At 42.2% G+C, this 22,389-nt stretch carries 11 protein-coding genes; 4 read left to right on the plus strand and 7 right to left on the minus strand.

Annotation, left to right across the window (positions count from 1 at the left end; all coding sequences use genetic code 11):
• Positions 1 to 136: 136 nt before the first annotated feature.
• Together DVR12_RS24495 and DVR12_RS24500 are read right to left on the minus strand one after the other, a co-directional pair.
• Positions 137 to 427, minus strand: a complete 291-nt coding sequence (locus DVR12_RS24495; RefSeq protein ID WP_116978454.1) for a phosphoribosylpyrophosphate synthetase — start codon at positions 425 to 427, stop codon at positions 137 to 139.
• 271 nt (positions 428 to 698) lie between these two features.
• Positions 699 to 15,581, minus strand: a complete 14,883-nt coding sequence (locus DVR12_RS24500) for a gliding motility-associated C-terminal domain-containing protein (protein ID WP_116978455.1) — start codon at positions 15,579 to 15,581, stop codon at positions 699 to 701.
• A 426-nt stretch (positions 15,582 to 16,007) separates the two neighbouring features.
• Between DVR12_RS24500 and rpmI the strand changes: the two genes are divergently transcribed.
• Both rpmI and rplT read left to right on the plus strand, forming a co-directional pair.
• Positions 16,008 to 16,205: a 50S ribosomal protein L35 gene (gene rpmI, locus DVR12_RS24505; RefSeq protein WP_079471802.1), complete on the plus strand. Its 198-nt coding sequence runs from the start codon at positions 16,008 to 16,010 to the stop codon at positions 16,203 to 16,205.
• Positions 16,206 to 16,255: 50 nt separating this feature from the next.
• Positions 16,256 to 16,600, plus strand: coding sequence for a 50S ribosomal protein L20 (gene rplT / locus DVR12_RS24510; protein ID WP_078673350.1), 345 nt, complete (start codon positions 16,256 to 16,258; stop codon positions 16,598 to 16,600).
• 3 nt (positions 16,601 to 16,603) lie between these two features.
• Here the strand turns inward: rplT and ispE are convergent, their stop codons facing one another.
• The 4 genes from ispE to DVR12_RS24530 all read right to left on the minus strand — a co-directional run bounded on the left by ispE (position 16,604) and on the right by DVR12_RS24530 (position 19,949).
• Positions 16,604 to 17,413: a 4-(cytidine 5'-diphospho)-2-C-methyl-D-erythritol kinase gene (gene ispE / locus DVR12_RS24515; RefSeq protein WP_116978456.1), complete on the minus strand. Its 810-nt coding sequence runs from the start codon at positions 17,411 to 17,413 to the stop codon at positions 16,604 to 16,606.
• A 54-nt stretch (positions 17,414 to 17,467) separates the two neighbouring features.
• Positions 17,468 to 18,064, minus strand: a complete 597-nt coding sequence (locus DVR12_RS24520) for a bifunctional nuclease domain-containing protein (RefSeq protein WP_116978457.1) — start codon at positions 18,062 to 18,064, stop codon at positions 17,468 to 17,470.
• A 135-nt stretch (positions 18,065 to 18,199) separates the two neighbouring features.
• On the minus strand, positions 18,200 to 19,171 hold the full coding sequence (locus DVR12_RS24525; RefSeq protein WP_116978458.1) for an electron transfer flavoprotein subunit alpha/FixB family protein: 972 nt from the start codon (positions 19,169 to 19,171) through the stop codon (positions 18,200 to 18,202).
• 37 nt (positions 19,172 to 19,208) lie between these two features.
• Positions 19,209 to 19,949, minus strand: a complete 741-nt coding sequence (locus DVR12_RS24530; RefSeq protein ID WP_116978459.1) for an electron transfer flavoprotein subunit beta/FixA family protein — start codon at positions 19,947 to 19,949, stop codon at positions 19,209 to 19,211.
• Between the two features lie 144 nt (positions 19,950 to 20,093).
• Between DVR12_RS24530 and DVR12_RS24535 the strand changes: the two genes are divergently transcribed.
• Together DVR12_RS24535 and tilS are read left to right on the plus strand one after the other, a co-directional pair.
• The gene (locus DVR12_RS24535; RefSeq protein ID WP_116978460.1) at positions 20,094 to 20,405 is read left to right on the plus strand and encodes a tetratricopeptide repeat protein; all 312 of its coding nucleotides are present in this window, start codon (positions 20,094 to 20,096) and stop codon (positions 20,403 to 20,405) included.
• 18 nt (positions 20,406 to 20,423) lie between these two features.
• Positions 20,424 to 21,764: a tRNA lysidine(34) synthetase TilS gene (gene tilS / locus DVR12_RS24540; RefSeq protein WP_116978461.1), complete on the plus strand. Its 1,341-nt coding sequence runs from the start codon at positions 20,424 to 20,426 to the stop codon at positions 21,762 to 21,764.
• Here tilS and DVR12_RS24545 read toward each other — a convergent pair.
• Complete coding sequence (locus DVR12_RS24545) at positions 21,761 to 22,372, minus strand: rhomboid family intramembrane serine protease (RefSeq protein ID WP_116978462.1); 612 nt, start codon at positions 22,370 to 22,372, stop codon at positions 21,761 to 21,763. The two genes, tilS and DVR12_RS24545, sit on opposite strands and share 4 nt — an antisense overlap.
• Between the last annotated feature and the right edge of the window lie 17 nt (positions 22,373 to 22,389).

Genomic DNA, 22,389 nt, shown 5'->3' on the forward strand with positions numbered 1-22,389 from the left:
ATATATTACTATCTTTGAAAACAGATGTCGAATTTGATCAGTTGATTATCTGTTTACACAATTTATTTTATAGTCTCATAAAAGTATTGAAAGGAGGAATGTTTCTGTTGTGAAGCATTCCTCCTTTTAGTTAATGCTATTTCAGTTTGCGGATCAAATCTTCCGACATGTCTTCTGAATAAACTCCAAATCCATACATCAAAACTCCTTTTTCTCCGTTTATAGTTTCAATACCATATACAACTGCTTCATCTCCCGGATCAGTCTCTCCTTCAAATCTGTAGGTTTCCTTTACTTCAAAATCTTCTGGCCGGACTTTGGTGTTATTTTTTGATTGTATTGAATCGAAGAGCAGGTTAAAGTCTTCAGTATATCCCCGTTTCCGAAGGTCATTTATTGCTTCTGTAACTGTCTCGTAAACTTTCATATGGAGAAGTGTTTGTTTTACTAAGATAATAAAATGCGTAATTCTTTTGAGGAGCTTCCTGTTCAATTTCTCTTAATGATAACCAACCAGTAATGCTCTTTTTGTTACGAATATTTATGACCATAGATTATCCTCTGTTAATAAAGATTCACCTCCGTTTTTTAAGAGTTGTTTTTTCTCATAGTAGTTGGGCTTTAAGTGAAGATAAGTTACAAAAAAAAGGTGCCTCTACGAAGTAGAGACACCTTTTTGCGTTATAAAATAGATCCGATTATCTGATTACGGTTACTTCTCCTTTCAGTACATTGGTTGGTCCACCTGGTACTTTCTTGTAAGTCAGCCACCATACATAAGCGCCAACGTCTACCGGAGTTCCCTTGTATTTACCATCCCATCCTTTCTTATTATCGGAAGTGATGAAGATCATTTCACCCCAACGGTTGAAGATGCGTAATTCGTAGTCGTACATCTGGCCTCTAACCACTGGTCTGAATACATCGTTGCGTCCATCGCCATTTGGAGAGAAGGCATTAGGTACTACTGGTTTAGGTTCACATTCTATAAAGGCAACTGTGATGGCATCGGTAGCAGAACCACAATCGTTGAACACTGTTACGGTGTAAGTACCGCCATTAGTTACAGTGAGGCTAGGAGAGGTTGATCCATTATCCCAGCGTACTGCACTAATTCCGCCACCTTCAGCGCGTAAGAGCAGTGTTTCACCTTTACAAAGCGTAGTATCATTTCCTAAATTGATCTTCGGCAATCCGGTTACATTTACATTTATACTATCCATGTAAACACGCTGACAATATTTATCCATAACTGCCAGTTTGTATTTACCTGGAGTAGTGATGGTTTTGATCGGATTAGGATCTCCATCATTCCAGAGATAGGATAAGGCATCCGGATTAGTAGCATCTATAGTTACGCTACCGCCAGGGCAGATATTTCTATCCGGACCTAAATCTAGTGCCAGTATCGGTTTCATACGAACATTTACGGTGTCTCTAACCACACAATTATCTCTGCTTACTGCAACCCAATAGTTTCCTGGTTTATTTACCACAATTGAATTGCTGTTTTCGCCGGTCTGCCACTGAATACGGCCTCCATTTGAATTAACTGTCAGCATGATAGATTGATCAGGACAAATTGAAGTATCACGGCTTAAGCTGATATCTGGTGGTGGATTCACACTCACTTTCACAGTATCGATAGTGATACATCCGGCTTTCATTACCTTAACCCAGAACTCTTCCTGTGTTCCAACCAGAATTGATGATGCTGTAGAACCTGTGCTCCAGAGATAAGAAGCTCCATTTACATAGGCATCCAGCTTAACGGTCTGGCCACGGCAAATTGTTGTATCAGGGATAGTTACCAACGGAGTAGGAATCAATCCAACATGAATGGTGTCGGTAGTTTCACATTGTCCGTTGCTTACATTTACCCAGTAAGTTCCTGCTTTATTGATCTTGATACGCTGAGTAGTTTCACCGGTAGACCATTTGATGCTGTATGCAAAGTTTGCAGCACCTGCATCAAGTACCAGGCTATTGCCACCGCAGATAGTAGTATCTCTACCCAGGTTTACTTCTGGTTTTGGTATGTAAGTCAGGTTATAGGTTACAGTATCTGAAGAGCAACCAGTTCTGCCATCGGTAATAATGAAGGAAGCAGAAGTAGCACCATTCAAATTGAACACATTATTGCTTTGAGTGATTGGTAAACCGCTCACCACATTGGAAGGAGTTACGCTAACCAGTGTGAAGGTTGGCATATAAACATTACCAATTCTGCGTAGCGCAATTCTACCATTGTCAGAGCAATTAGAAGGTAAGGTTGCTTCCAGTTGTGGTTTTTCACAAGGTTTAACAACTACTCGTTGAATTACCTCATTGGCCTTATTACCGCATGCATCCGTGATATTCCATCTTCTGATTATAGTGTATCCTTTACAGATATCCGCTACATAAGGATCTTCTGTGTAGATGGCACGTTTAGGGAACGATGCATCACAATTATCAGTTGCAGTAAGTACCGGTGGTGTTGGTACTTTATCCTGACAATAGAGTTCTATATCAGCAGGAGCGGCCATGATTACCGGACGGGTAGTATCTTTTACAGTTACTATCTGAGTCATAGTGGTAGTGTTACCACAGGCATCTTTGGCAATCCATGTGCGGATGATACGGTAATTGCTGGCACAGGCACCTGGAATCGGTTCTGTAGTGATTCTGCGGCTTAAAGTTAAGCCGTTACCTATGCTGCTGCAATTATCAGTTACCTGAATATCAGTAGCCGGAGGCGGAATGTTATCACAACTTACTGTAGTATCTGCAGGAGGTTTCACTGTAAATACTGGTTTAGTAGTGTCCTGAACTGTAATCACCTGCTTCATACTTGATATATTACCACAGTCGTCAGTTACAGTCCATGTGCGGATTTCCTGATAGTTACCGGCACAGTTGCCAGGAGTTTTAATTGTTTGTGATTTAGTAATCACCTGAACATTGGCAGAACAGTTGTCAGTAGCTGTAATTGCAGGCCATGCCGGAACTTTATCACAATCTACTACTGTGTCTTTAGGAGCAGGCATGCTAAATACTGGTTTCGTTGTATCCTGAACGGTTACACGTTGTAAGTATGTAGCCTGGTTATTACAATCATCTGAAGCAATCCAAGTTCTGGTGAATTTGTAACCGTTAGCACAACCTGGAGTTGGAGTTTTAGGTCCATCCTGGAAGGTGATTTTAATGTTTACAGTAGGTGTACAGTTATCAGTTGCTGTAATAGCTGCCTTGTCAAGTCCTGCTATCTTATCACAATCAATAGTTGTGTCGGCTGCAGGTTTTACAACGAATACCGGAGCTGTTCTGTCTACTACTGTTACATTTTGTCTGATTGTGGTAGTGTTACCACAACCATCTGCTGCTACCCATGTTCTGGTGAAGGTGTATCCATTTACACAACCAGGTGTAGGTATTTTAGGCGACTCAGAATAAGTAACCTTAATCTGATCAGCAGGTGTACAGTTGTCAGAAACCTGGTACTTAACATCAGCAGGAGTTGGTACTCTATCACAATCTACCGTTGTATCGGCGGCTGGTTTCAGTGTGAATACCGGAGCTGTTCTGTCTACAACCGTTACTCGTTGTGTCATGGTAGTGCTGTTTCCACAACCATCGTACGCAATCCATGTTCTGGTGAAAGTATAGGCATTGGCACAACCCGGAGTTGGTAGCTTGGCTGATTCACTGTAATCTACTTTGATATCCGGAGTAGGAGTACAATTATCTGTTACTGAGTATCCGATATCATTCTTCGTTGGTACTTTATCGCAATCTACAGTTGTATCGGCAGCAGGTTTCCAGGTGAATACCGGTGCTGTTCTGTCAACTACAGTTACATTTTGTTTAATCACCGTGCTGTTACCACAACCATCATATGCTGTCCATGTTCTGGTGAAGGTATAGGCATTGTTACAACCCGGAGTTGGTATTTTAGGTGATTCGCTGTAATCCACTTTAATATTCTGAGAAGGAGTACAGTTATCAGTTACACTATAATGTATATCATCCTTAGAAGGAACCTTATCACAATCTACCGTTGTATCGGCAGCTGGTTTCCAGGTAAATACCGGAGCAGTTCTGTCTATCACCGTTACATTTTGAGTGATTGTAGCGTCGTTACCACAGCCATCAGTAGCAACCCATGTTCTTACAAAGGTGTAAGCATTATTACAACCCGGAGTTTGGAATTTAGGAGATTCGCTATAAGTAACTTTAATGTTGGCAGATGGAGTACAATTATCCGTAACTGTATATTTCAGGGTAGATGGATCCGGTACTTTATCGCAATCTACTGTTGTATCAGCAGCTGGCTTGAAAGTAAATACCGGAGCTGTTCTGTCTACCACGGTTACATTTTGTTTGATAGTAGTACTGTTACCGCAACCATCACTGGCAACCCATGTTCTTACAAAAGTGTAAGCATTGGTACAACCGGCAGTAGGTACTTTAGGCGACTCACTGTAAATCACTTTAATGTTACCGGTAGGAGTACAGTTATCAGTTACTGCAAATTTCACATCTGAAGGAGCCGGCACCTTATCGCAATCTACTGTTGTATCAGCGGCTGGTTTCAGCGTGAATTCCGGAGCTGTTCTGTCAACTACTGTTACATTTTGTTTGATAGTAGTACTGTTACCACAACCATCGGTAGCTACCCATGTTCTCACGAATGTGTAAGAGTTCGCACAAGCAGCATTTTGAACTTTCGGCGACTCACTATAAGTCACTTTAATGTTAGCGGTTGGAGTACAATTGTCAGTAACTGTATATTTCACATCGGCAGGAGCAGGCACCTTATCACAATCCACTGTCGTATCTGCCGCTGGTTTCAGTGTAAATACCGGAGCTGTTCTGTCTACTACGGTTACGTTTTGCTTCATGGTAGCAGTATTACCACAACCATCACTTGCAACCCAGATACGGGTGAAAGTATAAGCATTGGCACAACCCGGAGTAGGTACTTTAGGTGTTTCACTGTAATCTACTTTGATCTTATCAGAAGGAGTACAGTTGTCTGTTACAGAGTAGGTAATATCCTCTTTCGCTGGTACTTTATCACAATCAACAGTTGTATCTGCCTGTGGTTTCCAGGTAAACACCGGAGCTGTTCTGTCTACTACTGTTACATTTTGTTTAATGGTAGTTTGATTACCGCATCCATCTTCCGCAACCCAAATTCTGGTGAAAGTATAAGCATTTGCACAACCAGCGGTAGGCATTTTGCTGGTTTCACTATAAGTAACCTTAATATCGGCAGATGGAGTACAATTATCAGTTACAGTGTATTTCAGCGTAGATGGATCTGGTACTTTATCACAATCAACAGTTGTATCAGCTGCTGGTTTGGAGGTGAATACCGGAGCAGTTCTATCTACTACATTCACTTTCTGACTGGTAGATGTTGAATTACCGCAACCATCCGTAGCTGTCCATGTACGGGTGAAGCTATAAGCATTTGCACAACCCGGTGTTGGCACTGTCTGACTATCTGTAATTTTTACAATAATGCTACTAACAGGAGAGCAGTTGTCTGTTACAGCATATTTTACATCTCCAGGTTTAGGTACTGCGCTACATTCAACTGTTGTATCGGCCGCTGGTTTCCATGTAAATACCGGAGCTGTTCTGTCTACCACTGTCACATTTTGCTTGATAGTGGTGCTGTTACCACAACCATCTGATGCAACCCATGTACGGGTAAATGTATAACCGTTAGCACAACCCGGAGTAGGTACTTTAGGAGATTCACTGTATATCACCTTAATGTTATTAGCAGGGGTACAGTTATCTGTAACCTGGTATTTAACATCACTTGCCGCCGGAACCTTGTCACAGTCTACAGTTGTATCAGCAGCTGGTTTAAGAGTAAACACCGGAGCAGTTCTGTCTACAACGGTAACTTTCTGACTGGTGCTGCTGCTATTACCGCATTCGTCGGTAGCTGTCCATGTACGGATGAATATATAGGCGTTTGCACAATTTGGATCAAAAGTTTTATTACCGTCGGTAATTACAACTTTGATTTTGCTTAACGGACTACAATTATCCGAAACTGAATAAGGAACGTCTGCCGGTTTTGGTACTGCATTACATTCTACTGTAGTGTCGGCGGCTGGCTTCCAGGTAAATACTGGTGCTGTTCTGTCTACTACAGTAACGTTTTGAGTGATAGATGTTTTGTTACCACAAGCATCCATTGCTAACCAGGTACGGGTAAAGGTGTAGTTATTATCACAGGTACCGGTTTGGATTCTTGGTGTTTCACTATACACAACTTTGATGTCTGATGCCGGAGTACAATTATCTGTAACGGTATACTTAACATCTTCAGGTTTCGGTACTTTATCACAATCTACGGTCGTATCAGCCGCTGGTTTGAATGTAAATACCGGAGCTGTTCTGTCTACAACTGTAACTTTCTGACTGGTTGAAGCTGAGTTACCACAACCATCAGTAGCGGTCCATGTACGGGTAAAGGTATAACCATTAGCACAGCCAGGTGTTGGAACAGATGGGCCATCGGTAATAACTACCTTAATATCAGTAGCTGGAGAACAGTTGTCTGTTACCGCAAACTTCACATCATTCTTGTTTGGAACCTTATCACAATCCACTGTCGTATCAGCCGCTGGTTTGAATGTAAACACAGGAGCTGTATTATCTATTACGGTGACTTTCTGACTGGTGCTGCTGCTATTGCCGCAATCATCTGTCGCTGTCCAGGTACGAGTGAAGGTATAACCATTTGTACAACCCGGAGTAGCGGTATGAGGACCATCAACAATAACTACTTTAATATTACCTACTGGAGAACAGTTATCAGTAACAGCGTACTTAACATCTGTTTTAGCCGGAACCTTATCGCAACTTACTGTTGTGTCAGCAGCAGGTTTCCATGTAAATACCGGAGCAGTTCTGTCTACTACAGTAACTTTCTGACTGGTAGAGGTTGAGTTACCACAACCATCAGTAGCGGTCCATGTACGGGTAAAGGTATAACCATTGGCACAACCTGGTGTAGGTGTAGATGCACCATCAGTAATAACTACCTTAATATCACTAACCGGAGAGCAGTTGTCAGTTACTGCAAATTTCACATCATTTTTGTTTGGAACCTTATCACAATCTACCGTTGTATCAGCGGCAGGTTTCCATGTAAATACCGGTGCGGTATTATCGATCACGGTGACTTTCTGACTGGTAGAAGCTGAATTACCACAACCGTCAGTAGCGGTCCATGTACGGGTGAAGGTATAGCCATTGCTACAACCTGGAGTAGGGGTAGATGTACCATCTGTAATCACTACTTTAATATCACTAGCCGGAGAACAGTTGTCTGTTACTGCAAATTTCACATCCCCTTTCGCAGGTACTTTATCACAACTTACAGTGGTATCAGCCGCTGGTTTCCAGGTGAATACCGGAGCAGTGTTATCGATCACGGTGACTTTCTGACTGGTCGAAGCTGAATTACCGCAACCATCAGTAGCGGTCCATGTACGGGTGAAGGTATAACCATTGGTACATCCAGGAGTAGGAGTAGAAGGACCGTCAGTAACAACGACCTTAATATCACTGGCCGGAGAACAGTTGTCTGTTACTGCAAACTTCACATCCCCTTTCGCAGGTACTTTATCACAACTTACAGTTGTATCAGCCGCTGGCTTCCAGGTAAATACCGGTGCAGTATTATCAATTACTGTTACCTTCTGGCTGGTAGAAGCTGAATTACCGCAACCATCAGTAGCTGTCCATGTACGGGTGAAGGTATAACCATTGGTACAACCTGGGGTAGCTACAGGATTACTGTCAGTAATCGTTACTTTAATATCACTGGCCGGAGAACAGTTGTCTGTTACCGCAAATTTCACATCAGTTTTCGCAGGTACTTTATCACAGCTCACAGTTGTATCAGCCGCTGGTTTCCAGGTGAATACCGGTGCGGTGTTATCGATCACGGTTACTTTCTGGCTGGTAGAAGTAGAGTTACCACAACCATCGGTAGCGGTCCATGTACGAGTGAAGGTATAACCATTGGTACAACCTGGAGTTGGTGTTGATGCACCATCAGTAATCACTACTTTAATATCACTGGCTGGAGAACAGTTGTCTGTTACTGCATATTTCACATCGGTTTTCGCAGGTACTTTATCACAACTTACAGTCGTATCAGCCGCTGGCTTCCATGTAAATACCGGTGCAGTGTTATCGATCACGGTGACTTTCTGACTGGTAGAGGTAGAATTACCACAACCATCAGTAGCGGTCCATGTACGGGTGAAGGTATAACCATTGCTACAACCTGGAGTTGGTGTTGATGTACCATCAGTAATCACCACTTTAATATCACTGGTTGGAGAACAGTTGTCTGTTACTGCATATTTCACATCCCCTTTAGCCGGAACTTTATCACAGCTCACAGTGGTATCAGCCGCTGGTTTCCAGGTGAATACCGGAGCAGTGTTATCAATTACTGTAACTTTCTGAGTAGTGGTAGCAGAGTTACCACATCCGTCAGTAGCGGTCCATGTACGGGTGAAGGTATAACCATTAGCACAACCCGGAGTAGCTACCGGATTACTATCAGTAATTACTATTTTAATATCACTGGCCGGAGAACAGTTGTCTGTTACTGCAAATTTCACATCATTCTGATTCGGCACCTTTTCACAACTTACAGTTGTATCAGCCGCTGGTTTCCAGGTAAATACCGGTGCAGAGTTATCGATCACCGTTACTTTCTGAGAAGTAGAAGCAGCGTTACCGCAACCGTCGGTAGCGGTCCATGTACGGGTGAAGGTATAACCATTGCTACAACCCGGAGTAGGTGTTTTTGCACCATCTGTAATCACTACTTTAATATCCGCAGCTGGTGAACAGTTGTCTGTAACAGCATACTTTACATCTGCCTGAGCAGGTACTTTATCACAGCTTACAGTTGTGTCAGCCGCCGGCTTCCAGGTGAATACCGGAGCTTTATCATCAATCACTGTTACTTTCTGAGAAGTAGAAGCAGAGTTACCACATCCGTCGGTAGCGGTCCATGTACGGGTGAAAGTATAACCATTGGTACAACCCGGAGTAGGTGTTTTTGCACCATCAGTAATCACCACTTTAATATCCGCAGCCGGTGAACAGTTGTCTGTAACAGCATACTTTACATCTGCCTGAGCAGGTACTTTATCACAACTTACAGTTGTGTCAGCTGCCGGCTTCCATGTGAATACCGGAGCAGCATTATCGATCACTGTTACATTCTGAGAAGTAGAAGCAGAGTTACCGCAACCGTCCGTAGCGGTCCATGTACGGGTGAAAGTATAACCATTGGTACAACCCGGAGTAGGTGTTTTTGTACCGTCTGTAATCACCACTTTAATATCCGCAGCCGGTGAACAGTTGTCTGTAACAGCATACTTCACATCTGCCTGAGCAGGTACTTTATCACAGCTTACAGTTGTATCAGCCGCCGGCTTCCATGTGAATACCGGAGCTTTATCATCAATTACAGTTACTTTCTGGCTGGTAGAAGCAGAATTACCACAACCATCCGTAGCGGTCCATGTACGGGTGAAAGTATAACCATTGGTACAACCCGGAGTAGGTGTTTTCGAACCATCAGTAATCACCACTTTAATATCCGCAGCCGGTGAACAGTTGTCTGTAACAGCATACTTCACATCTGCCTGTGCAGGTACTTTATCACAGCTTACAGTTGTGTCAGCTGCCGGTTTCCATGTGAATACCGGAGCTTTATCATCAATCACTGTAACTTTCTGACTGGTAGAGGCAGAATTACCACAACCATCCGTAGCGGTCCATGTACGGGTGAAAGTATAACCATTGGTACAACCCGGAGTAGGGGTTTTTGTACCATCTGTAATCACCACTTTAATATCCGCAGCCGGTGAACAGTTGTCTGTAACAGCATACTTTACATCTGCCTGAGCAGGTACTTTATCACAACTTACCGTTGTGTCAGCCGCTGGTTTCCATGTAAATACCGGAGCAGTATTATCGATCACGGTTACTTTCTGACTGGTAGAGGCTGAATTACCACAACCATCAGTTGCAGTCCATGTACGGGTGAAAGTATAACCATTGGTACAACCCGGAGTAGGGTTTTTTGTACCATCTGTAATCACCACTTTAATATCCGTAGCTGGCGAACAGTTGTCTGTAACAGCATATTTCACATCTGCCTGAGCTGGCACTTTATCACAACTTACGGTTGTATCAGCCGCTGGTTTCCATGTGAATACCGGTGCTGTATTATCGATCACTGTTACTTTCTGGCTGGTAGAAGCAGAGTTGCCACAACCATCAGTAGCGGTCCATGTACGGGTGAAAGTATAACCGTTGCTACATCCAGGAGTAGGAGTAGATGGTCCGTCAGTAATCACCACTTTAATATCAGCCGCTGGAGAACAATTATCAGTTACTGAATATTTAACAGCTGCCTGAGCAGGCACTTTATCACAACTTACAGTTGTATCAGCTGCTGGCTTCCAGGTGAATACCGGAGCAGCATTATCGATCACGGTTACTTTCTGGCTGGTAGAAGCAGAGTTGCCGCAACCATCAGTAGCGGTCCATGTACGGGTGAAAGTATAACCGTTGCTACAACCAGGAGTAGGTGTAGATGTTCCATCTGTAATCACTACTTTAATATCGCTGGCCGGAGAACAGTTGTCTGTTACAGCATACTTCACATCACCTTTCGCAGGTACTTTATCACAAGTGACAGTCGTATCGGCTGCTGGCTTCCATGTGAATACCGGAGCAGTTCTGTCAACCACTGTAACATTCTGACTGGTGTTTGCAGTATTACCGCAGGCATCAGTAGCGATCCATGTACGGGTAAATGTATAGCCGTTTGGACAGTTCGCTGTTGGAGTAGGAGCTCCGTCAATAATCTTTATAGTGATTTTATCACGAGGAGAACAGTTGTCTTTAACCTCAAATGGTACATCAGTAGTTTTAGGCACAGCACTACATTCTACAGTCGTATCGGCTGCTGGTTTCCATGTAAATACCGGAGCAGTTTTATCTACAACTGTGTAATGTTGACTGGTAGTGCTGCTATTACCACATGCATCAGTTGCAGTCCATGTACGGGTGAAAGTATAACCATTAGGGCAGGTAGGAGAAACTGTGGATGCTCCGTCATTTATCACTACTGTAATGGCACCTGACGGAGAACAGTTGTCTGTTACCGTATAAGGAACATCAGTTTTGGCTGGTACTTTATCACATTCTACAGTGGTATCGGCCGCTGGTTTCCAGGTAAACACCGGAGCAGTTCTATCTACTACAGTGATATTCTGACTGATAGTAGTTGAATTGCCGCAACCATCTGAAGCGGTCCATGTACGGGTGAAGGTATAACCATTCGCACAACCCGGAGTAGGAGTATGTGGGCCATCAACTTCATTGATGGTAATACTACCGGTTGTTGTACAATTATCAGTTACTGCCACCTTCACATCACCTTTCTTAGGTACAGCACTACATTCTACAGTAGTATCCTTAGCTGGTTTCCAGGTGAACACCGGAGCTGTTCTGTCTACTACTGTTACATTTTGTGAGATAGTTGCACTGTTACCGCAAGCATCTTTAGCTACCCATGTACGGGTGAATGTATAAGCATTAGCGCAACCTGCAGTTGGCACTTTTGGTGTTTCGCTGTAGGTAACTTTAATATCACTTTCCGGAGTACAGTTATCGGTTACTCTGTATTTAACATCAGCTTGAGTAGGTACTTTATCACAATCTACTGTTGTATCGGCAGCTGGTATCAATACAAATACCGGTTTGGTATTATCTACCACCGTTACAACCTGAGTTATAATATCAGAGTTACCGCATTCGTCAGTAGCTTTCCAGGTACGTGTGAAAGTATAACCATTAGGGCATCCTGGAGTATATGACTTAGTCGATTCTGAATAATCTATTATGATTTTGTCCTTAGGCGAACAATTGTCTGTAGCTTCTACATTAATGGTACTCTGATCAGGAACGGCATCACAATTTACGGTTACTGCTGCAGGAGGTTTAACCGTAAATACCGGTTTGGTATTATCTACCACTGTTACAACCTGAGATACAGTTTCAAAATTGCCACACTCGTCTGTTGCTGTCCAGGTACGGGTAAAGGTATAACCATTCGCACAACCTGGTGTTGGTGTTTTAGTAGATTCAGCGTAAGTAATTTTTATAGCAGCAGCTGCAGTACAGTTATCAGTAGCTTTAACCGTAATGGTGCTCTGATCAGGAACAGCATCACAATTTACTGTTACTGCGGCTGGAGGTTTAACAGTAAATACTGGTTTGGTTACATCCTGTACTTTTACGTGTTGTACAAAAGTAGCAATATTACCACAGGCATCTTTAGCGGTCCAGGTAATATCATAGGTATAACCATTCTTACAGTTTGGATCGTAAACCTTAGCCGATTCAACAGAAGTAAGGCTGATAGAAGCGGTTGGAGTACAATTATCGGTTACTATAGGCTTAGCTTGCGCTGGAGTGAAGGTCTTATCACAATCTACAGTAGTATCTGCATTTGGTTTATAGGTAAAGGTAGGAGGAGTTTTATCTTCTACATTTACTTTCATTACCGTACTAACCGTATTACCGCAAGCATCTTTAGCCGTCCAGGTAATTGTATATGAATAGGTACTTGCACAAGCCGGGTTAGGAGTGGTTCTCGCAGATTCTACCGGAGTACTCATGGTTACTGCGGAACAATCATCTTTTGCAATTGGACCAGGAACTTGAGCGGCAGTAAATATATTTTCACAACTAACCGTAGTATCGGCAGATGGTTTATATACAAATACAGGAGCTTTAGTATCGGTTACAGTAATAGTCTGAACAACTGTTTTGGAATTATTACACTGATCTTTAATAATCCAGGTGCGTGTAAATTTCTGCGTACATGCATTAGGGGTAGTAGATGCATCTGTAGTGCTAGTAATTGTAGCATTCAGACCACTGTAAACAGGTGTTCCAAACAGTGTAGTATAATCAGTACCGGCAACGCATTCAACAGTTTTATCTGCAGGAGCGGTGGCTGTCAGCGTTTGGCTATTTACACTGATGGATATTACATTACTAGTAGATGTACATGCTCCGGAAGTAATGATCAGCCGGTATTTATCTACGTTAGCAGCAGCACCTGGTGCAGGAGGAGCATATGTTGTTCCGGTTCCTACATTTGTATAGGCCGCACCGTTATTGCTTCTTTGCCATTGATAGGTATAAGTTCCACTACCACCCGCTAAAGGCCCCTGAATTGTTAGTAGGCTTCTGGCATCAGTGATTTTACATAATACCTGATCAGACAGAATGATATTCCCGCTAATGGCGGCCTGATTTATTAAATTAATAATAGTATCATGCGTACAATCCGTTTTACCGGCATTCACAACCGACCATCTCACCTGGGTAGTTGCACCGGCAGGTACACCTGTAATGGTTGTAGTAGCGGCATTCGGATTTGCTATGGTGATAGCCGGATTTGGAACCACCAGAGACCAGGTTCCCTGTTCTGTTGATTTTAAGGTAGCCGTCAGGTTAAACGTATCATTATTACAATTGGTGGCTGGGGCTGTGGCCTTCGGAATCGGAATCTCATAAACCTTTACTTTAAAGGTATCAGCAGCCACACACTTACCATTGGTTACAGTTACATAATATTTATTAGTATCCAGTTTGTTTGGAACATCAGTGAAATTAATGGTCTTAGGAGTTCCTTTTCCAACAGGCGTCCACACGATATTAAATATGCTGTTGGCAGGTTGGATACCTAAAGTAATGGAAGCACCCTGACAAATTTCTTTAGGTCCACCGGTAATGTTGACTTTAGGCATGGTATCTACGACAATGGTACCATAACCGGTATCGGAACATTGACGAGGGGCACCAGTCTCGGGATCTTTACCATAATCGGCAATACCCAGCGCAGAATAAGTAGTAGTGGTATCAGGATATACCGTCATGGAAGGACCCAAAATCCTTGGATCAACCAGCCATTCATATTTCGTATAACCACCACTGGCGGTTAATATTACCTGATCACCTTTACATATGCGACCAGTGGATACAGTTACTTTAGGTTTAGGTAGAATTGTGATTTTAGTATACTCAGAAGGGGCCGCACAGTTACTGGAGTTCCCTTTTTCAAGAATGTTTACCCGATAATACAAGTCAATAGGCTTATCCGGATCTCCTACCAATGCACCTGGTCTAAATTCGAGGGTAGGAGTCTGACTACCAACTCTAAGATTTAATGAATCAGATAATTTGAACCAGTTTACATTATTATAACTGTATTCCCATTGATATAAAGGAATTTTAAAGTAATCGTCTTCTGGTTTATAAACATTGCCTGTCCATCCGTTAGGGCTATAAATTGCTTTAATAGTTACCGGAGCGCCTTCGCAAAGAGCCGCTGATTTAAGCTGTGGACGATCCTGCCCATCTATAAATGAATAGATATTCGGACTACAATACTTAAAGGAAATATCATCAATTGCAATATCATTACCACAATCACCATAACGATCGTTCACAATAGCAAGGGTCACTTTGGTTACACCACCTGGCGTTTTGAAACCACCACCATACTGTTGCCATTGAGGACTGGCAAGGTTCATGGATACATCATAAGTTTTGAACCGTGCTAAAGTATCGGGAGTGCCACCTTTGCTTTCATCCAGAATCAAAAAGGTTACACCGGCATAGTGATAACCATCGGCATTACCATCGGCACAGGTTTTATTGAATACTTCTAATGTATTTAAGTTGAGGAACCATGCACTGAAATTATAGGAAGAACCCGGACAAACCGGTACATCTTTTCTCACAAAGAAGGTTTTCTTTGCAATCGCAGAGTTGGCAATCAGCATAGCACCAACCTTAGTAGGATCGGAGCTTCCGGTATGGTCTGTTGTATAAATCCATTCACTTCTGATTTGTGTATGCCAGAATACAGTGTAACTGTCATCGACAAAGTTACCGTCTCTAACGGTAGGGAATTCTTTATAATTGTACCCGCCGGTTGTAGGGCTGGTAGATGGTGGCACATTGTCATCGGGTCTACTCGTTTTCGCATTTACCGGGAAAGTACCAAAATCGTAAAAAAAGTCTCCTGCTCCGGTATTCTGACCTTGACAAGGCAGAATGGAACAGTCTTTTACATAAATAGTTCTGGATACATCATACCAGGTATTGTTATCACTATATAATCTGGCCTTAATGGTATATAACCCAGTGCTGGTAAATTTAATAGTCAGCGCATTTTTCTTGTAGGTACCCTCGGGCTTTTGACCAATTAAGGTTTTTGAGGCATCAGAATTATACAGAATAGTATAGGTACCTCCTGTGATAGTCCAGTCGGCCTTTGTACCACCACCGGCTTTCCAGAAGAAAACGTTGGTAGACGCAAAGCTGTTCAGACAGGCTGAGTCTGGGAGGTTCATAAAAGGATCACCTGTATTCGGATTCTGTGCCATCGCGCTCTGATTCAGGAGCAGGATGCCTAGCAACAGGTATAGAATGGTTAATAGTCGTTTCATAGGTGCAAACAGTTAAGTGAAAAAAGTATCAGGTCTGATTAGCTAAAGCTTCAGACAAGACGATTCCACAACTCTTTACGAGGATTAAAATCGGCCGGAAACACGCTCCGGTTCAGGGTTTCAATTGTGTAAAATGGTTTCATAGGCGTCAGGTGTTTATATATGGTATGGTTAAAATATATAAAATATTTGAGATTAAAATTAAGAATAATATAGAGATTTCAAAGAAGTGAATTTATTTATAATATATGTGGGTACCAGATAAGTTGACTAAATATCAAATCGAAAATTGATTGTCAATGGCTTAAGAAAGGGTAAAAAAATATTAAAAAGTTTTCCACATTGGGGGTAAACTGATATTTATTTGGCCAGGACTGTTCTTTTTTAAATTATTTCCCTACCTTTGCAGACCAAATTTGATGTAAGATGCCCAAAGTAAAGACACATTCCCGTGCCAAGAAAACTTTCAAGGTGGGTGGGAACGGACAGATTAAGCGGTTCATGGCCTTCAAAAGCCACTTACTAACCAAAAAATCTACGAAAAGAAAACGTAGCTTAAGAGGTAGTACACTGGTTCATGAAGCAAATCTTAACCTCGTTAAGAGAATGCTCGGAATGCGCTAGTCATCTGTCATTGCAAATCGAATTTTATAACCTGAGAAAAAAAGAAAACAATGCCTCGTTCAGTTAACGCCGTAGCTTCAAGAGCCCGCAGAAAAAGGATCTTAAAGCAAGCCAAAGGCTTCTACGGTAAAAGGAAGAATGTTTACACCGTAGCGAAGAACGTCCTTGAGAAAGGTCTGACTTATAGCTATGTAGGTCGTAAATTAAAGAAAAGAAACTATCGTCAGCTGTGGATCGCTCGTATCAACGCTGCAGTAAGAGCAGAAGGTCTGACTTACTCTGTATTCATGAACAAATTAGCTGGTAAAAACATCGATCTGAACAGAAAGGTGTTGGCTGATTTAGCAATGAACGAACCAGAAACCTTTAAAGCCCTGGTAGCTTCAGTAAAATAAGATTTACCTTATTGTAAATACCCGGTAGCTGGCATCCCAAAAGATGTCAGCTATTTTGTTTTTAGGAAAGATCCCGTAAACCGCCGACCCACTTCCACTCATTGCCGCATATATCGCTCCGTTTTCATACATACGCTCCTTTATTGTTCCCAAAACCGGATGCTGACCAAATACAGGCTTCTCAAAATCATTACTCAATACAGCCTTCCATTCCGCCACCGGTAACTCAATCACCTCCTTTAAGGATCTTGCAGGAACCTGCGGACTCAATTGCTGAAATGCCCAACCGGTGTTTACATGAATCCCGGGGTGTACCAACAGAAATGAATAAGCCGATAAATCAAGCTGCAGCGGTTCCATTATTTCTCCTCTGCCGGTTGCAAAACAAGGCTCATTGGAAATAAAGAACGGACAATCACTTCCTAACTGTGCCGCATACGCTATAAGTGCTGAAGCTGTGAGGTTCAGCTGATATTTGGTATTCAGTAATTGCAACATAAATGCTGCATCAGAAGATCCTCCTCCTAATCCGGCTCCAATTGGTATATGCTTGTGTAAATGAATACTAACTGATGGTAGGGTAGGGTAGTCGTGCCTAAGCAGCTGATAGGCCCGCAAACATAGGTTGTCGGCCAACTTACCTGGAACACTGATCCCACTACTTTCAAAATGTAATTCCTGGCTGCTGATTACTTCCAGGGCATCTGTTACTGGTATAGGATAAAATATGGTTTCCAGGTCGTGAAACCCGTCGGAACGCTTACGAAGTATATGTAAGCCCAGATTTATTTTACAATTTGGAAATACAATCATAGCAATATTAACTACCCACGAATGTCGATAGCCTTAAACTGATATAAGAATGGATTATTTGCTTTTGCGACTATTTATTTCATCGCGAATGGCAATTGCGCGGATATAATCTTCCTGTTCCAGAACTTCCTGTAATAAAGTATTCAAATCTTCCAGGTTCAGACTTTTCAGGTCATCATCTGCACCTTTTTCATGCTCGGAAATCACAGGAGCTGCAGGTTTTGGCTTTTTACCAGACGGATCATCCAACAAGATACCTGCACTATTCAGAATGTTCTCGAAAGTATAAATGGGGCAACCAAAACGAACCGCCAATGCTAATGCATCGGAAGTTCTGGAATCTATTTCAATAGTTTCTTCATTATTGGAACAGATAAGCTTAGAATAAAAAATGCCTTCCTGCAGATTGCTGATGATAACTTCCTGTAATTCCACATTAAATGCGTTCATAAAGTTTTTCATCAAATCATGCGTCAAAGGCCGGCTGGGTTGCATTTTCTCCAACGCCACTGCAATTGCCTGGGCTTCAAAACCACCAATTACAATGGGTAAACGCCGTAACCCATTTACCTCACCTAATACCACGGCATATGAATGGGTTTGCGTTATGCTATGTGATAAAGCAACTATTTCCAGTTCTATTTTTCTCATATCTGTCTTGCGTTGTCGCTGAATAGTTTGTAAGACCGTGAAGTTAGAAAAATATTCCTTATCTAAAAAAAAACTAATTAAAATTAAGAACAGGATTTGCGGGAACACTGCCTTTCCCGCAAATCTATATCCCTCTTATTGTTGTTTATACTTTTTAACGGCTTCTGTCAGCTTCGGAACCACATCAAATGCATCGCCAACTATACCATAATCAGCTGCCTTGAAGAAGGGTGCTTCAGGATCTTTGTTGATCACAACAATTACCTTACTACCGTTGACCCCCGCCAGATGCTGAATTGCACCGGAAATACCAATTGCAACATACAGGTTCGGACGTACCGTCAAACCAGTCTGACCCACATGCTCATGATGCGGACGCCATCCTGCATCGGCTACCGGACGGGAACTGGCTGTTGCTGCTCCCAATGCTTTGGCAAGATCTTCCAGCATTCCCCAGTTTTCTGGCCCTTTCATACCTCTACCTCCACTTACAATGATCTCAGCCTCTGTTAACGGCACTTCTCCACTAACCGTTTCCGTTCTGATTACCTTTACCTTGAAGTCTGCATCATTTATAGCCGGTGTAAACGCTTCTACAGTTGCTTTATTAGTGCCTGCACTTATTGCAAAAGTATTAGGCATAATGGCAATGATCTTTACTTCAGAAGTGATATTTACATTAGCAAATGCCTTACCTGAAAATACATTCTTCTTAACCACAAAACCATTACTGGTATCCGGATACGAAATCGCTCCCGCAACCAATCCTGCCTTCAAACGGGCTGATAGTCGTGGCGCCAGCGCTTTCCCATCAAAGTTGGATGGAAATATAATCACTTTGCTACCTTCTTTCCCCGCAGCTTCTGCTATTATCTTCGTATATACGGTTGTTTCTACTTCATGTAAACGGGCATCTGATGCATGCAATACCTTTTGCGCTCCATAATAACCCAATGTTTCCAACTCTGCTGATTCTACCGGACCTAATACCAGTGCAGTCGCAGTTGTTCCCAGCTGCTCAGCTACTTTAGCTCCATATTGTACTGCTTCTAATGCTGATTTCTTTATCTTTCCCTGAGCCTGATCGGCGAATATTAAAATTGACATTGATTCAAATAATTAGTTGTTAAGAGATCGGTTTACCTTAAATAACCTTGGCTTCTTCATGCAGCAACTTTACCAGTTCATCTACATTGTCAGCACTGATTAGTTTTACCCCTGCTTTTGCCGGCGGTAATTCAAAGCTTACCACACTGGTCAGCGTTTCTGTAGCTACCGGTTCTACAACTGTTAATGGCTTGGTTCTGGCAGCCATAATGCCACGCATATTCGGAATACGTGCTTCCGCCATTCCTTTCTGGCAGGAAACAACTACCGGCAACGATACCTCACAAATCTCTTCACCCCCCTCTATCTCCCTGTTGATAGTTGCAACGGTTCCGCTTAAATCAAATTTTGCGGCTATAGATACAAATGGAAGTGCTAACAGCTCGGCAACCATACCACCTATTACTGAGCCGTTATAATCAATTGTTTCCTTACCGGTAAATATGATGTCATATTGTTTGTCTTTTGCAAATGCTGCTATCTGTGAGGCCACATAAAAACTATCTGCACTTTCTGCATTAATCCTGAATGATTCATCTCCTCCCAATGCCAGCGCTTTACGGATAATAGGGTCGCAATCAGCTCCTCCAACCGTAACCAGGTGTACATCTGCTCCAACGGTTTCTTTCAGCTCCAATGCTCTGACTAAGGCATACCATTCGTCATAGGGATTAATAATAAACTGTACGCCAGCCTCATTGAATTTCGTGTTGTTGTCCGTGAAAGCTATTTTTGCAGTCGTGTCCGGAGTTTTGCTGATACATACTAATATCTTCATGGCCTTTAACTGTTTTGGTTTATAAATGCGGTATGAGCAAATATATTTAATTAATATAAGCTAACCGCAGGCCTTAATATGATTTTGATCAGTTTTAACTACAATTTTGATGATATATATTAATATTTTATAATAAATAATTGCATGGATAGAATAGCACAGATAAAACAACTCTTACTGGCAACTCCCAATGATAGTTTCCTCAAACACGCATTGGCATTGGAATACATGAAATTAAATGATGATGTAACTGCACAGCAATTATTTGAAGAATTACTGGCGTATGAACCTTCTTACGTAGGCTCTTATTATCAGTTGGGAAAACTCTTCGAAAGAAAGAATGATAAGGAGGCGGCTATACGAACTTATGAAAAAGGCATGGAAATGGCCAAAGCAGCCAACGAACGCCATGCGCTCAATGAGCTCAGATCTGCCTACGAAGAACTAGTATATTAATCACCATATCCAAACAGAATGCCTCAGCAACTACTCAATAATTTTACTTCTTATATTCAACGTCAGCAATTGTTTGACCCTTCCCAAAAAATACTGCTGGCAGTAAGTGGGGGTGTCGACTCTGTTGTAATGGCATGGCTGTTTAAACTGGCCGGCTATCACGTAGCCATTGCTCACTGCAACTTCCAACTCAGAGGCGAAGAATCGGTACGCGACGAAAACTTTGTCAAATCATTGGCCGCGCAACTGGAAATTCCATTTTTCCATACCCGCTTTGAAACACTCGAATATACCAGCACTCAACACATAAGTATTCAGGTGGCCGCAAGAGAATTGAGATACAATTGGCTCGAAACTGTCAGAATAAAGGAAGGCTGCCATTATATTGCTACTGCCCATCATATGCAGGACAGCGTAGAAACTGCCCTGATGAATTTTGCTAAAGGTACCGGTATTTCCGGCCTGCATGGTATCCTGCCAAAACAGGATAAAATCATCAGACCTCTGCTCTTCGCTGAAAAAGATACTTTAATCGCTTACGCTGCCTGGAAGAATATCAGTTTCGTAGAAGATAGTTCCAATGTAACGGATAAGTATACACGTAATTTTTTCAGACATCAGATTATTCCGAAATTCCAGGAAATTACTCCTGCCGCTGTTAAAAATATGGCTGCAACCACCGACCGGATCAAGGAAGCTGAATATTTATATCTGGAAGCTGTGGAACGTAAGAAGAAGCAATTATTGATTCAGCAGCAAGACAACTGGCTTATTCCTGTCAGAAAGCTGGCTAAAACAATTCCACTGGGTACCATTGCCTGGGAAATTTTCAAAACTTTTGGCTGCTCTGTTGCTCAAACCCAACAGGTGCTGGCACTACTCGACAGCGAGTCTGGCAGGTATGTTGAAACCAGCTCTCACCGGATTATCAGAAACAGAAACTGGCTGCTCATTACTCCTTTAACCGCTATCGCTGCTCCGTTGCAGGTAATAGATAAAGAGCAACAGCATATTCATTTTGCAGGCGGACAACTACAAATTAAAGCCGCACCAAGGGATCATACTGCAATTCCTACTGCTTCACATATTGCCTGGCTGGATGCTGCCCAGGTAACTTTTCCGCTAATCCTCAGAAAATGGAAACAGGGCGATTATTTCTACCCGTTAGGAATGCCCAAGAAGAAAAAGATAAGTCGTTTATTGATTGATCAGAAGTTGTCGTTGCCGGAAAAAGAACAGGTATGGGTATTGGAATCCGGAAAGAGAATCATCTGGGTACTGGGTATTCGTATCGATGACAGAACGAAAATTACACCCAATACCCAAACAGTTGTGCAGTTCGAATGGAAAAAGGATTAATGATGCGTAATCTGATATATGAAATCAGATGCCAGGTCGGGGTGGAAGATCAATGGAAATACAATTCCAAATACAGCTCCCCATAAGTGAGCGTCATGATTGATATTTCCACCTCCTTTTCTCGACAAATAAGCAGAAATCACAAGGAATAATACCCCATAAAGTACTGCCGGCATTCTAATAGCAAAGAATAAGGAAATGGTAGCCCATGGATGTAATAAAATTGCAGTAAATACTATTGCAGAAATAGCTCCTGATGCTCCCAATGAGATATAATTAGGATCATTCCTATGTTTGAAAAAGGATGGCATATTGGCTACAATTATTGCCAGCACATAATACAGGATATATAGAAACTTACTGTTGAAATACATTAAGAAAAAGCCTTCCGCCACATCTCCGAAGAAATAGAGCGTAAGCATATTAAAAAATAAATGTCCATAATCGGCATGCACAAACCCAGAGGTTAAAAAACGGTAATACTCCCTGTTATTCTTTACCAGATAAGGCTGCAGACTTAATTTATATAATTGATTATGATTACTGAAGGCCGGAATTGAAACCAGGCAGGTAAAAATAATAATGATAATACTGATGGATAACGACATAATCTCAGTTTTGATTC

The organism is Chitinophaga silvatica (assembly GCF_003419895.1).
Classification (GTDB): domain Bacteria; phylum Bacteroidota; class Bacteroidia; order Chitinophagales; family Chitinophagaceae; genus Chitinophaga; species Chitinophaga silvatica.

Excerpts from the sequence above, each read along its gene's own strand:
- DVR12_RS24530 (WP_116978459.1), bottom strand. The coding sequence starts at position 19,949 with ATGAAGATATTAGTATGTATCAGCAAAACTCCGGACACGACTGCAAAA.
- ispE (WP_116978456.1), bottom strand. The coding sequence starts at position 17,413 with ATGATTGTATTTCCAAATTGTAAAATAAATCTGGGCTTACATATACTT.
- DVR12_RS24545 (WP_116978462.1), bottom strand. The coding sequence starts at position 22,372 with ATGTCGTTATCCATCAGTATTATCATTATTATTTTTACCTGCCTGGTT.
- rplT (WP_078673350.1), top strand. The coding sequence starts at position 16,256 with ATGCCTCGTTCAGTTAACGCCGTAGCTTCAAGAGCCCGCAGAAAAAGG.
- DVR12_RS24525 (WP_116978458.1), bottom strand. The coding sequence starts at position 19,171 with ATGTCAATTTTAATATTCGCCGATCAGGCTCAGGGAAAGATAAAGAAA.
- DVR12_RS24500 (WP_116978455.1), bottom strand. The coding sequence starts at position 15,581 with ATGAAACGACTATTAACCATTCTATACCTGTTGCTAGGCATCCTGCTC.
- DVR12_RS24495 (WP_116978454.1), bottom strand. The coding sequence starts at position 427 with ATGAAAGTTTACGAGACAGTTACAGAAGCAATAAATGACCTTCGGAAA.
- tilS (WP_116978461.1), top strand. The coding sequence starts at position 20,424 with ATGCCTCAGCAACTACTCAATAATTTTACTTCTTATATTCAACGTCAG.
- DVR12_RS24535 (WP_116978460.1), top strand. The coding sequence starts at position 20,094 with ATGGATAGAATAGCACAGATAAAACAACTCTTACTGGCAACTCCCAAT.
- rpmI (WP_079471802.1), top strand. The coding sequence starts at position 16,008 with ATGCCCAAAGTAAAGACACATTCCCGTGCCAAGAAAACTTTCAAGGTG.
- DVR12_RS24520 (WP_116978457.1), bottom strand. The coding sequence starts at position 18,064 with ATGAGAAAAATAGAACTGGAAATAGTTGCTTTATCACATAGCATAACG.